13 protein-coding genes are annotated in these 13,017 nt (G+C 63.9%); 3 read left to right on the top strand and 10 right to left on the bottom strand.

Annotated elements, in window-relative coordinates; genetic code table 11:
* Positions 1-88: 88 nt before the first annotated feature.
* From ABB29_RS07870 to hemP, 10 genes are all read right to left on the bottom strand, one after another.
* The gene (locus ABB29_RS07870) at positions 89-742 is read right to left on the bottom strand and encodes a hypothetical protein (protein WP_211260706.1); all 654 of its coding nucleotides are present in this window, start codon (positions 740-742) and stop codon (positions 89-91) included.
* A gap of 802 nt (positions 743-1,544) precedes the next feature.
* Entirely contained in the window at positions 1,545-1,940 is a 396-nt protein-coding gene (gcvH, locus tag ABB29_RS07865) for a glycine cleavage system protein GcvH (RefSeq protein WP_057658064.1), read from the bottom strand.
* A gap of 74 nt (positions 1,941-2,014) precedes the next feature.
* On the bottom strand, positions 2,015-2,638 hold the full coding sequence (locus tag ABB29_RS07860; protein ID WP_057658063.1) for a 2-hydroxychromene-2-carboxylate isomerase: 624 nt from the start codon (positions 2,636-2,638) through the stop codon (positions 2,015-2,017).
* 3 nt (positions 2,639-2,641) lie between these two features.
* On the bottom strand, positions 2,642-3,748 hold the full coding sequence (gene gcvT / locus ABB29_RS07855; RefSeq protein ID WP_057658062.1) for a glycine cleavage system aminomethyltransferase GcvT: 1,107 nt from the start codon (positions 3,746-3,748) through the stop codon (positions 2,642-2,644).
* Positions 3,749-3,860: 112 nt separating this feature from the next.
* Complete coding sequence (locus ABB29_RS07850; protein ID WP_057658061.1) at positions 3,861-4,295, bottom strand: NfeD family protein; 435 nt, start codon at positions 4,293-4,295, stop codon at positions 3,861-3,863.
* A 3-nt stretch (positions 4,296-4,298) separates the two neighbouring features.
* Positions 4,299-5,255, bottom strand: a complete 957-nt coding sequence (locus ABB29_RS07845) for an SPFH domain-containing protein (protein ID WP_057658060.1) — start codon at positions 5,253-5,255, stop codon at positions 4,299-4,301.
* Positions 5,256-5,383: 128 nt separating this feature from the next.
* Positions 5,384-6,376 (bottom strand): DUF6607 family protein, encoded by a 993-nt coding sequence (locus ABB29_RS07840; RefSeq protein ID WP_057658059.1) that lies wholly within the window; start codon positions 6,374-6,376, stop codon positions 5,384-5,386.
* Entirely contained in the window at positions 6,373-7,014 is a 642-nt protein-coding gene (locus ABB29_RS07835; RefSeq protein ID WP_083487639.1) for a hypothetical protein, read from the bottom strand. The genes ABB29_RS07840 and ABB29_RS07835 overlap by 4 nt, the downstream gene beginning before the upstream one ends.
* 4 nt (positions 7,015-7,018) lie before the next feature.
* A complete protein-coding gene (locus ABB29_RS07830) occupies positions 7,019-9,235 on the bottom strand; it encodes a TonB-dependent hemoglobin/transferrin/lactoferrin family receptor (RefSeq protein WP_057658057.1) in 2,217 nt (738 codons plus the stop codon).
* 142 nt (positions 9,236-9,377) lie between these two features.
* On the bottom strand, positions 9,378-9,518 hold the full coding sequence (gene hemP / locus ABB29_RS16110) for a hemin uptake protein HemP (RefSeq protein ID WP_157062566.1): 141 nt from the start codon (positions 9,516-9,518) through the stop codon (positions 9,378-9,380).
* Between the two features lie 412 nt (positions 9,519-9,930).
* Between hemP and ABB29_RS07825 the strand changes: the two genes are divergently transcribed.
* The 3 genes from ABB29_RS07825 to ABB29_RS07815 all read left to right on the top strand — a co-directional run bounded on the left by ABB29_RS07825 (position 9,931) and on the right by ABB29_RS07815 (position 12,992).
* Entirely contained in the window at positions 9,931-10,503 is a 573-nt protein-coding gene (locus ABB29_RS07825; protein WP_211260705.1) for a TMEM165/GDT1 family protein, read from the top strand.
* 107 nt (positions 10,504-10,610) lie between these two features.
* Entirely contained in the window at positions 10,611-11,909 is a 1,299-nt protein-coding gene (locus ABB29_RS07820) for a NupC/NupG family nucleoside CNT transporter (RefSeq protein WP_057658056.1), read from the top strand.
* Positions 11,910-12,026: 117 nt separating this feature from the next.
* Positions 12,027-12,992, top strand: coding sequence for a ribokinase (locus ABB29_RS07815; RefSeq protein WP_057658055.1), 966 nt, complete (start codon positions 12,027-12,029; stop codon positions 12,990-12,992).
* The last annotated feature ends 25 nt before the right edge of the window (positions 12,993-13,017 follow it).

Genomic DNA, 13,017 nt, shown 5'->3' with positions numbered 1-13,017 from the left:
CCGACGCTCACCAGCCGGCGCAAAAAAAAAACTCCTTCCCGCTGGGCACGGGAAGGAGTCTGATGGTTTACGGCTAATCGGGGTTTGCTTAGATCAGCGGAGCCGGGGTTGCCGGCAGCGCGACCGGGGCCGCTTTCTTCCTGCGTGCGACCTTGCGGACGGCCTTCTTCGCTGCTTTCTTGCCAGCCTTCTTGGCGACGGCCTTCTTCGCGGCCTTCTTGACGGCTTTCTTGGCTACCTTCTTGGCAACTTTCTTCTTGGCAACCTTGGCTACGCGCTTCTTGGCGACCTTTTTGGCTGCTTTCTTGGCAACTTTCTTGGCGACCTTCTTCTTGGCGGCCTTGGCTACGCGCTTCTTGGCGACCTTCTTGGTGGCCTTCTTGGCGACTTTCTTGGCAACCTTCTTCTTGGCGGCCTTGGCTACGCGCTTCTTGGCGACCTTCTTGGTGGCTTTCTTGGCGACCTTGCGGGTTGCCTTCTTCGCGACCTTCTTGGCTACTTTCTTCTTGGCGACCTTCTTGGCTGCCTTCTTCGCGGTCTTCTTGGCTACTGCCTTCTTGGCAGCTTTCTTGGTGGCTTTCTTGGCCGGTTTTTTCTTGGCGGCTTTTTTCATTGCCATGTGATGGTTCCTCGTCTGTTGACTGTGGATAGAGACATCCGTTGAAGCACTACTGCCCGCAGGCAGGCCCAGTTGCAAAAGCGCCGCGGGCCTCCGGCCCGCCAGCTGCCGCCGACGCGACATGCGCGCTTAGGCGGATTCCTTGGAGACCATCCATCGTCGAACGAGGTCCCCTACCCATACAAGAACACCCGTGCCAACCAGCGGCACGGGTGTCGGTGATATTGCGGTGCACACGATTTTTGAGGGAAGCCTTGCCTGCGTCCGCCGAGTCGCCGGCTTGGACGTGGGTCCACTTTGTCTCTCGCTCTGTCGTGTTGATCGAACGCACCTGTATTCGCAGAAACACTCTGCTGCGCGAAACCTAATCACGCTTTTTCGGCATGTCAACTGTTTTGCAAAAAAAATTGTGCCGTTTGTCGACGGCCGGTCACGCGCATGGGCGACCCATCGACCGGCGGTGTCGCCGTCGTTGCATCCGTCGGCAAACCGTCGCATGCAACGCTTGGAAATTTGATAGCGGAAAACAAGGTGTTTTTTAAAACGTCATGCCCGGACGGCGATGATCGATGCAGTGTGGCCGGCAAGGGGCGTGGCGCTGCAATCGCCACCGGCCCGACCTAAACGCAGGCTAAAAATTTTTGCTGGCGGCGTTGGCTTTTGCGCTCTTGGTTGTCCGATACGGGACGATTTGCGCAAACTTTTTTGACTTTCGATGCGTCGTCGATGGACCACAGGCACCGGCCGAACAACACGTCAGGCGCACCCGCCTTGCTCATCAGGCAACGTATGCAGGTGGTCCTTCGACATCATCATCACGGCCGCGGTCAGCGCGGTCCGTGCAGCCGGATGAGGCACCGGCGCCCGGCTAAAAAAAAAACCGGCTGCCAGGCAGCCGGTTTCGATGTCACGCTGAAAGCCGGAATCAGTGTTCTTCCGAATCCAGCTGGTCGGCATACTCGTCCGGACCCAGCAGCGCGTTGAGTTCAGCCGCATCCTCCATCTCGATGACGAACAGCCAGCCTTCGCCGTAGGCGTCTTCATTGATGGTTTCGGGCTTGTCGGCCAATGCCTCGTTGACCTCGACAATCTTGCCGGTGACCGGGCTGTAGACGTCCGATGCGGCCTTGACCGACTCGACTACCGCGCTGGCGTTGCCGGCCTGGATGCGGTCGCCGACGTTCGGCAGCTCGACGTAGACCAGGTCACCCAGCAGCCCCTGGGCATGATCGGAAATGCCGACAGTGACGCGGCCATCGCCTTCGGCGCGTGCCCACTCGTGGGATTTGAGGAATTTGAGATCGCCTGGAATCTCGCTCATAGGTACTCCGGAAGTTCGGTGGTCGGGGACAGCGGGTAGTTTAGCGAACTAATCGCCCGGGTAAGCAATGTGCCTCAGGGAATACGGTAAGGCGGGCGCGGGCTGCGCAGCGCGCCTTGCAGCATGTCCAGCCGATCCTGGCCCCAGAACACTTCGCCATCGAGAACGTATGCCGGCATCCCCGGCAGACCGGCGGCGATGGCAGCCTGGGTGTTGGCCTGGTATTCGTTGCCGGCCTGCTCGCCATCGGCGGCAGCCAGCAGTTCGCTCGCCGGTAGGCCGTGGCGTTCCAGCAGGCCGCCGATCAACGCGCGGTCGGACAGGTCGCCCTGTTCGGCCCACAGCGCGCGGCCAGCGTCACCGACATAGCCGGCGGGATCCTTGCCCGCCTGCACCAGCGCGATGACGACCCGATCGGCCAGCGATACATCGACCGGGAAGAATCGCGGCTGCAGATCCAGCGGCAGACCGCGCTGCGCGCGCCAGCGTTGCAGCTCGATCAGGCGATAGTGCTGCCGCGCCAGCGGCCGATCCTTCAATGCCTGGCCTCCGGCCGCCGCCAGCACTGGCTGGAACTGCATCGGCCGGTAACGGATACCTGCGCCGGTACTGGCCGCCACCTCCAGCAACGTTGGATGGCCGAGATAGGCCCACGGCGACAGCAGACTGAAGAAGTAATCGACCGTTGACATGCTCATCACTCAGTCCAGCACGCCGGGTTGTGGCTGGCCTTCGCGCACGAACGGAAACTTGACCACCCGCACCGGCACTTCCTTGCCGCGGATGTCGACCCGCACCTGGCCCGGTTCGCCAGCCGGCACGCGCGCGAATGCAATCGCCTTGCCGAGGCTGGGCGAGAAGGTGCCGGACAGGATCTCGCCCTCGCCATTGGCGGTCAGCACTTTCTGCCCATGCCGCAGCACGCCTTTTTCGTCCATCACCAGTCCGACCATCTGGCGGGCACCGCCGCTGGCCTTCTGCGCTTCCAGTACGCCACGGCCGATGAAGTCACGGCCTTCGTCCAGCGCCACGGTCCAGGCAAGCGCAGCTTCGTACGGGGTGACGGTTTCATCCATGTCCTGGCCGTAGAGGTTCATGCCGGCTTCCAGGCGCAGGGTGTCACGCGCACCAAGACCGGCCGGCTTGACCCCGGCCGCCAGCAGCGCATTCCAGAAGTCATTGGCATGCTCCTGCGGCAGCACCACTTCGTAACCGTCCTCACCGGTGTAGCCGGTGCGGGCCAGGAACAATGGCACGCCGGCTTCGGTGCGGGTTTCCAGTGCGGCGAAGCGACCCAGTTTGCGCGCGGCGGCACGGTCTTCCTCGCGCAGCAGGCCCTGCACTTTCGCCCGTGCGCTGGGACCCTGCACCGCGACCATCGCGTACTCCGGACGCTCGCTGACGGCCACGTCGAACGCGGCGGCCTGCTGCTGGATCCAGGCCAGGTCTTTTTCGCGGGTGGCGGCATTGACCACCAGGCGGAAGAACTCCTCGTCCATGAAATAGACGATCAGATCATCGATGACTCCGCCCCGCTCGTTGAGCATGCAGGTATACAAAGCCTTGCCGGGCAGCTTGAGCTTGTCGACCGAGTTGGCCAGCAGGTGGCGCAGGAATTCGCGGGTGCGCGCACCCCGCAGGTCGACAACGGTCATGTGGCTGACGTCGAACATGCCCGCGTCGCGACGGACCTGGTGGTGTTCCTCGATCTGCGAGCCATAGCTGATCGGCATGTCCCAGCCGCCGAAGTCGACCATCTTGGCCCCCAGCGCGCGGTGGGTGTCGTTGAGTACGGTTTTCTGGGTCATGGCAAATCCGGCTGGCAAAGAACGCCATTATCCCACGACCACCGGCAGCCTCGCGCCATCCATATTCATGCCGGTTCATCGCTGCGGTCGCGCTGCGCCGCAGCACCTGGCATCAATCGGCCGCCTGCACCCGCAACGCCATGCCTTCGGCCGCGACCACCCGCACCCGCGTGCCGGCCACCAGCTCTGGACCCAGCGCGACCCAGAACGCGTCATCAATGCGGACCCGTCCGCGGCCACCGACAATCGCCTGGTCCAGCACCACCACCTGGCCGACCAGTTGCTCGGCACGGCGATTGAGCAACGGCCGGTCGCTCTGCCGCTCGCGGCCGCGGAACCAGGTGCGGTACACCTGGATGGCGACGAAACTCAGGACCACGAACAAGCCGATCTGGGCCAGCAACGGCACGCCCGGCACTACCAGCACGACCACGAACACCGCGGCGGCGGCAAACCCCATCCACAGCATGAAGGCGCCCGGCGCCATGGTCTCGGCGGCCAACAGCAGCAGCGCCATCGCCGCCCAGCCGACTACGTCCCAGCGCATCGCTCAGCCCCCCATGCGCGGTGGCATGCGCGGCGGCGTTGCCTGCTGCTTGCCGAGCGCTTCCCTGGCCAACTCGCCGATGCCGGCGATGGAACCGATGATGCCGCTGCTTTCCATTGGCATCAGCACGAACTTGGCATTGGGACCGGTGGCCAGTTCCTTGAATGCTTCGACATATTTCTGGGCGACGAAGTAGTTGATTGCCTGCATGTCACCCTTGGCGATGGCCTCGCTGACCATCTGGGTCGCCTTGGCTTCGGCTTCGGCCAGGCGCTCGCGGGCTTCGGCATCGCGGAACGCGGCTTCCTTGCGGCCTTCGGCTTCCAGCACCGCCGACTGCTTCTCGCCTTCGGCACGCAGGATTTCCGATTGCCGCGAACCTTCGGCTTCCAGGATCTGTGCACGCTTCTCGCGCTCGGCCTTCATCTGCCGGGCCATCGCATCCACCAGGTCACGTGGTGGCTGGATGTCACGGATCTCGATCCGGTTGACCTTGATGCCCCAGGGATTGGTTGCCTGATCGACCACGTTGAGCAGCTGCGCATTGATGGTCTCGCGGTTGCTCAGCGATTCGTCCAGATCCATCGAGCCGATCACGGTACGGATGTTGGTCTGGACCAGTGCAATCGTCGCCAGCTCCAGGTTGGCCACTTCATAGGCGGCCTTGGCCGCTTCCAGCACCTGGAAGAACACCACGCCGTCGACCTTGACCACCGCGTTGTCCTTGGTGATCACGTCCTGGCTGGGTACGTCCAGCACCTGTTCCATCACGTTGACCTTGCGCCCGACCCCGTAGACGATCGGAATCAGGAAGTGCAGTCCCGGGCTGAGCGTGTGCGTGTACTTGCCAAAGCGCTCGACCGTCCATTCGTAACCCTGCGGCACGATGCGCACGGTCTTGAACAGGATGATGATGCCCGCCAACAACACCACCATCGCCAACAAGCTGGAACCCGTCATGTCTCTACCCCTGTGTCCATGGATGCAGGTTCGAGTATAGACCGGCCGGGTGGCCGCCGACGCCGTCGACCACCCGGCCACAGCCGACCACCGCGCAATCGTTACACAATGATCACCGGGTCGTTCGCTCAACGCCCGGCGGTGGCGGTGGCTGTCAGCGGTGCCGGTTCGACCCACTTCTCGAACACCGCGGTGATCGCGCTGTCGTCGACCTGCCTGCCTTCTTCCAGATCACTGGCAAAGCCGAACAGCGGCATGATCATCGCCATCCCGTCGACCTTGGTCTTCAGGTGCACGCCGGGACCGTCGAGCAGATACCGGTCCCATTGCGCGCGCACCCTGGCCCAGTAGCCTTGCGTCGCTTTCCAGTAGTCGTAGGCAGGTTTGAAGTCGGTGTCGGTGGTCTTCCGGTATTCGTTGAAGCCGAACTCGCGCGCCAGTTCCAGTTGGCTGCCGTCGGCGTTGCGCCGCACCTTGGTGTTGAACTGCTCGTGGGTCCAGCCCTGCGGGGTCAGCGTGTGCCGGTTGATCACCGCCAAGGCGTTGTAATCATCCCGCTTGCTGTATTCGCGGCGTGGCAGCGGCCGCCAGCTCAGATCGCTGGTCCAGGTGGCGATGCCGTTCTCGTAGGCCCAGCGGCCGGTGCCGCAATAGCGTGGCGCGTCGCTGACTTCATATACGCATTGGGTCCACGCGCCCTGATTCACGCTGGCCGGGATATTCCTTACCTGCCAGGTCTGATCATCGCTGAATTCGAATCGCTGGCCGGCCTGGTAGCTCCAGTCCTGGCGCCAGTGCTTGGTCACGTGGCCGCTCTTTTCATCAACCAGGATGTGCTGCAGGACGATCCGCTGCGGGCTGTCCTCGACCACGATGACGGTCTCGCTGGCGCCGCTGCGCATGGCCGGATGGCGCTCGTACCCGGGTTGCAGCAGCACCGTCTCGTCGAAGGCGAAATCGACCAGGTACTCGCCCTGCATGGCGAGGATACTGTCGTGGTCACGTGCCGCGTCCACCGGCACCCCATCGGCGGACGCTGCCGGCGAGATGGAATGCGCATGTGCTGGAATGCCGGCCAATGCCAGTGGCAAGGTCAGGCTGATGGCTACCGCAAGTTTCATGGTTGCTTCCTTGATTGGAGTTTTATCAATGCGGCGGCGTCGTCGACGCCGGCCGCTCCCTGTTGGTTTGAGGCGCGGAATGAGGCGGCGGCACGCGCGCAGCAACAGTCATCGACCCGGACCTGGATGTCGCTGCCTTCCGATTGCGCGATACGACGGGCGGTCTGCGCACCCAGTGATGAAATGGCCGCCGGGCTTGCCGCCAGCCGCGGCTGGCCTGGATTGCCGGACAGTGCGTGCAGGCGCAGCACACGGGCACGCCAGCCAGCACTGCGCAGACGACCGGCCAGTTGTTGCCAGAGCCGTTCGCCAACACTCTGACGAGCGCCGCCGGCAGCCAGGCGTGGCACGCATTCGAGCAGTCGTTCCCAGGCCAGGAAGTCACTGTCCGGCAACAGGAACAGCCGCCAGCAGCATTGGCCGCTGGCGTCTTCGAAGCGCAGGCTTTCGTGGACGCCGTCACTGTCCAGGTGGGTCTGCCCACTCACGCTGACCGCCTGCGACCAGCCGTGCAGTTCGCCGGCCGCGTCAGCGCGGTACAGGCACAGCACCGCGCCCAGCTCGGCCAACTGTTGCGCCTGCAACACGCTGCCCGCCGCGGCGGCACTCATCGGCATGTCGGGCGTGAGCGAAGGCATCGCGTTACCAGTTCAGAGCGAGGTTGACGGACAGGCTGCGTCCGGGCCGGGTGTAGCGGTCGAGGACCGGGCTGTCGGCGGAAACACCATTGACGTCGGCCCATTCGCTGTATTTCTTGTCGGTCAGATTGAACACCCCGGCATAAACCCTGGCGCCAGGCGCGAACTGCCAGTGCGCCAGCAGGTCCAGCGTGCCGTAACCGGCTGGCTGGTAATACGACGGGTCCGCCGGGCGCTTCTGGCGGCCGGCGAAGTTGCCGACCAGTTCACTGCCCCAGCCCTGCCCCTGGTAAGCCAGACCGAGCGTGCCGCGCAGCGGATCGATGGAATTCAACGGGGTGTCATCGGTCTTGTTGTCGCCACGCGACCAGGCCGCGGCGAATCGCATGGACCAGCCATCCAGCGCCTGGCTCATCGCACCGAAGTCGACGCCGCCGCGCAGTTCCGCGCCGTAGATCCGGGCATCGGCGACGTTCTGCGATTGAAAAGTCAGCCATGGATATTGCGGCGGCGTGCCGATCAGCACGAACGATTCGATGAAATCCCTGTACTCGTTGTAGTAGCCGGTCAGGCCACCGAAGAACGCGCTGCCGTCATAACGCAGGCCGGCTTCGTAACCGTTGCTGGTTTCCGGCTTCAGATCCTGATTGGGGATGACGGTATAGCCGCTCTGCAGGTTGGTGAAACCGACATTGACATCACCATAGGGCGGCGCGCGAAAGCCGCGTGCATAGTTGGCAAACAGCTGCCACTGGTCGGCAAAGCGCCAGATCGCACCGAACTTGGGCGACACGTTGGTTTCTTCGAGTCCTGCGACCGGCACCCCGGGATTGTCTTCGGCGAAGATGTTGTCCAGGGTCGGATCCAGTTTGTAGTAGTCCACGCGCACGCCGGGAATCAGGCTCAGCCTGCCGCCCGCCAGCTGGATTTCATCCTGCGCGTACAAGCCGATCCTGGTGGTCTGGCTGATCGGGAAGTCGCGCACCGGGAACACATCCTGGCCGACCTGGTTGCTGACCGCGCCGGTGGCCAGGTTGGTTGAAGTGCCATCGCGTTTTTCATGACTGTCGGTCCAGCTGGCATCCAGCCCATAGCTCAACTCGTGGCTGACGCTGTCGCCGTCGAAGGACTTGAACAGGTTGGCCTGCAGGCCATACAGGCGCTGGTCGAAGTTGTGCTGCATCTGCCGGCGGGTGTTGTTGCTGCGCAGTTCGTCGGTGCGCTGGGTGCTTTCGCTGTCCTGCCGGTACAACTGCCAGTCGAGGCTGTCAGCCATCGCACTATCCAGCGCATCGACTTCATGGACGAACGAAACGCGCGCCCGGGTCTGGTGGTCCTTGCCGGTCTGCGCGTCGATGCCGCTGGTGAAGCCACTGGCCTCGGTCAGTCCGTTAAGCACGTCAATCTGTCCGTAATCCTCGTTGGCATCGAGCACCAGCTTGAAGCGCTGGTTGGCACTGGGCGCGTAGACCAGCTTTGACAGCAGGCTGGTGCCGCTGATGTCCTGCGGATTGGGGCGGGTCCGCAGCGGACCAACGCTGTCGTTGTCGCCCTGGTTGCGGGTTTCCTGGCCTTGCCGGTGATTGACCACCACCATGCCGCTCCAGCGCTCGCCACCCAGGGCCATGGTGGCGCCGCCGAGCAGCCCGTCCCAGTCGCTTTCAAATCCAAGGTTGAGACCAAAGTAGGCATCCTTGCCCGCCTCCAGATAGTCCGAAGGGTCCTTGGTCACGAAGGCCACGACACCACCCAGGGCATCGGAGCCATAGCTGGCGCTGGCCGGGCCGCGAACGATATCGACCTGCTTCAGTGTGTCGAGGTCGACGAAGTTGCGGTTGGCATTGAGGTAGCTGCCGAAGCTGAAACTGTCCGACACATTGATGCCGTCGGTCTGGATCAGGACGCGGTTGCCACCCAGGCCACGGATGTTGATGTCGCCGAGGTTGCTGAAGCGACCGCTGCCGGCGCCGACGCTGAGGCCGGGCTGGTAGCGCACCAGATCCTTGAGGTCATGGATGAGCTGCTGGTCCAGCTGCTCGCGGGTGATCACGTCGACGGTGTTGGCCACGTCGATGACCGCACGCTCGGTGCGGGTGGCGGTGACCTGGACGCGGTCGAATTCGCGATCGATGTCGCCGCCGGGGGCGGCTTCAGGCGCGGCGTGGGCGAGACTGGCCAGGGCCAGCCACAACGAGGTGGTCAGTACAGAGTTGCGCAACATCAAATAGCCACTTCCGGTAGGGGTGAAAACAAGACCCGGGAAGAGGCTGGCGTGCGGCGTGAACCGTAGCTGGCACCCTGGGAGAGAGCGGGAATGCCGCCGCCGGTGTCGGCGCGGCAGTACGAACGTCAGCGGAGACGCTTTACTTGGTCAGGATCAACTTGTCATTGCTGGTGTGGCGCAGGCGATAGACGCGATCACCGTGGCGGATCAGCACTTCGCGCTGGCCCTGCAGCAGGACGTCGCTGTCGATGACCGCTTCGACATTGGCAGCCGACGACATCGCAGGTGGGCTTCTGCGCAAGGTCAGCGGTTGCACGTTGGACAACGGAGTGGCTGGCGCAATCATCGTTGAAGCTCCCGACGGAAGAGGATTTAAATGATAATGATTCTTATTAGCAAGTCAAGTGCGACGGATGTGCATCTGCGCAATCTGCCGTTCGCCAAATGAGAATTACTCCGCGCCTGGCCGAAGCTTTCTCTTACAATATGCCGGCTCTTCCTCCGGGGAGTAGCCCGTCCGCCGCTGGCGGACTCCGCGCGTCAACATACTTGGCAGCAGCCATGGTGCGCGGGATCGTGAAGACCCCAGGGTCATCGGATCGGGCAAGACCGAAGGCAGGCATGGCGTCGCCCGGGCCGGGCAGCGCGTGCTTGTCTTTGCGTCCTCCTGTTTGCCCGGCCCTGGAGTTCCGATGTCTTCCCTGCAAGCCCTGCTGGTATCGACCGGCACCGTCGCCGTCGCCGAGATTGGCGACAAGACCCAATTGCTGGCGCTGCTGCTGGCCGCCCGTTTCCGCAAGCCGTGGCCAATCGCCTTCGGCATTCTTGCCGCGACCCTGTTGAACCATGCCGTCTCGGCCTGGCTCGGCGCCGAACTGTCGCAATGGCTGTCGCCGGAAATCCTGCGCTGGGTGGTGACTGCCAGCTTCCTGGCGGTCGCGCTATGGACGCTGAAGCCGGACAAGCTGGATGAGAACGATGAAAAGCTGCCGGCCCACGGCGCCTTCATCGCCACCCTGATCGCCTTCTTCCTGGCCGAAATCGGCGACAAGACCCAGGTCGCCACGGTACTGCTGGCGACCAAGTACAGCCCGCTGTGGCAGGTCATCACCGGCACTACGCTGGGCATGTTGGCAGCCAACCTGCCGGTGGTCTGGCTGGGCCATCGCTTTGCCGATCGGCTGCCATTGAAACTGGCGCGGACCATCGCCGCGGTGGTGTTCCTGGCACTGGCGCTGTGGGTTGCGGTGTTTGGCGTCGGCTGAAGCGGTGATCGCGGTGACGGGGATGCTGGCCGCGGCCCGGCTCGGGTCGTCGGCCTGCTAGACTGCACGCCACTTTAACAAGTCACGATGGTCGGGCTGGGGGTTGCATGGTGGAAGCTCTGGGGCGGATAGGGTTTGGTCTGTTCGGTCTGGCGGTGCTGATCGGCATCGTCTGGCTGTTCTCCAACAACCGCAAGGCCATCGACTGGAAACTGGTGGCCACCGGCATCAGTCTGCAGATCGCCTTCGCCGCGCTGGTGCTGCTGGTGCCGGGGGGGCGCGACGTGTTCGATTGGCTGGGTCGCGGCTTCGTCAAGATCCTGAGCTTCGTCAACGAAGGTTCCAACTTCATCTTCGGCAGCCTGATGGACACCTCCAAGGTCGGTTTCATCTTCGCCTTCCAGGTGCTGCCGACCATCATCTTCTTCTCGTCGTTGATGGGCGTGCTGTACTACCTGGGGGTGATGCAGGCAGTGGTGCGTGGCATGGCCTGGGCGATCACCAAGGTCATGCGCGTGTCCGGTGCCGAAACCACCAGCGTCTGCGCCAGTGTGTTCATCGGCCAGACCGAGGCACCGCTGACCGTGCGCCCCTACATCGGCAAGATGACCGAGTCGGAACTGATCACGATGATGATCGGCGGCATGGCCCATATCGCCGGTGGCGTGCTGGCGGCCTACGTCGGCATGCTCGGCGGCAGTGACCCGGCGCAGCAGGCGTTCTACGCCAAGCACCTGCTGGCGGCTTCGATCATGGCCGCGCCGGCGACCCTGGTGGTGGCCAAGCTGTTGATTCCCGAGACCGGTACCCCGCTGACCCGCGGTACGGTCAAGATGGAAGTGGAAAAAACCGCCAGCAACGTGATTGACGCCGCCGCTGCCGGCGCTGGCGATGGCTTGCGGCTGGCATTGAACATCGGCGCGATGCTGCTGGCCTTCATCGCCCTGATCGCGCTGATCAATGCCCCGCTGACCTGGTTCGGTGAAGTCAGCGGCCTGCAGGCCCTGCTCGGCAAGCCGACCGACCTGTCGACCATCTTCGGCTACGTACTGGCGCCGATTGCCTGGGTCATCGGCACCCCCTGGGTGGATGCGACCACGGTCGGTTCGCTGATTGGACAGAAGGTCGTGATCAACGAATTTGTCGCCTACTCCGAGCTTTCGCGGATCGTCAACGGCCAGGTCCCGGGCGTGGGCCTGAGTGCGGAAGGCCGGCTGATTGCCACCTACGCGCTGTGCGGCTTCGCCAATTTCAGTTCCATCGCCATCCAGATTGGCGGCATTGGCGGGCTCGCCCCGGAGCGCCGTTCAGACCTGGCACGGTTTGGCCTGCGCGCGGTGCTCGGCGGTTCGATAGCCACTTTCATGACCGCGACCATCGCCGGCGTGCTCACTCACTTCAGCTGAGCAGGCCACCGCCTACACTGTCAGTGGCGGTCGTCAACCGGGCCCGCGGCGGCGCTTCGCGCCTGCGCGGTGCCGGCCACCGTTGCCCTCCCTTTTTCCAGTTGCAAACGAGTGTTTATGCCTAACGTGACCATCGTCGGTTCCTTCAACATTGATCACGTGTGGCGGTGCGAAACGCTGCCCGCTGCCGGTGCCACCATCGCCGGCCAATACGCCACCGGACCTGGCGGCAAGGGTTTCAACCAGGCTATCGCCGCTGCCCGCGCCGGTGCGGCAACCCGCTTTGTCTGCGCGCTGGGGACCGATGCCGGTGGCGCGCTGGCGATGTCGCTGGGCAAGGCCGATGGCCTGGACATGCGTGCCCAGGCCACCGAAGTCCCGACCGGCACCGCCGGCATCTATGTCGACGCGCGTGGTCGCAACAGCATCGTCATCGGTGCCGGCGCCAATGCGCAGTTGTCGGAAGCATTCGTGCAGGCGCAATGCGCCGAGCTTGGCCACGGTGACGTGCTGCTGGCCCAGCTGGAGTCGCCACTGGAGGCGGTGCTGGCAGCGTTGCGCCGTGCGCGCCAGCAAGGCGCGCTGACCCTGCTCAATACCGCGCCGGCCAATGCCCCGACCAGCGCCGAGCTGCTGTCGCTGGCCGACGTGCTGACACCCAACGAGACCGAATTCGCCGCGCTGCTGGCACGCCACGTCGGCGAACGACTGCAGCCGGAGGAAATCGGCGAAGTCGACGGCAACCGCCTGCATCACCTGTGTCGCGAGCTGCACCACGGCAGCGTCGTCGTCACCCTGGGCTCGCTGGGCGTGTTCGTGTCGCACGCGGAAGATACCCTGCGCGGCGATGGCAAATCGTTCTACCGGCTGTCGGCCGAAGCGGTCGAGGCCATCGACAGCACTGGCGCCGGCGATGCCTTCAACGGCGCGCTGGCGGCCTCGCTGGCGTCGGCCGCCGGCCAGGGCGTGTTCGCCGACCATGTCCGCTTCGGCAACCGCTTCGCCGCCCTGTCCACCGAACGCGAGGGTGCGGCGCTGGCGATGCCAACACGCGAACAGGTGCTGGCGCGATTCGCGGACTGACGCTACCCGGCCGCGCCAGCACTTG

The sequence above is a fragment of the Pseudoxanthomonas dokdonensis genome (genome assembly GCF_001431405.1).
Classification (GTDB): Bacteria; Pseudomonadota; Gammaproteobacteria; order Xanthomonadales; family Xanthomonadaceae; genus Pseudoxanthomonas_A; species Pseudoxanthomonas_A dokdonensis.
The sequence above is the reverse complement of the archived record's forward strand: the minus strand, read 5'-3'. Positions and strand labels throughout refer to the sequence as shown.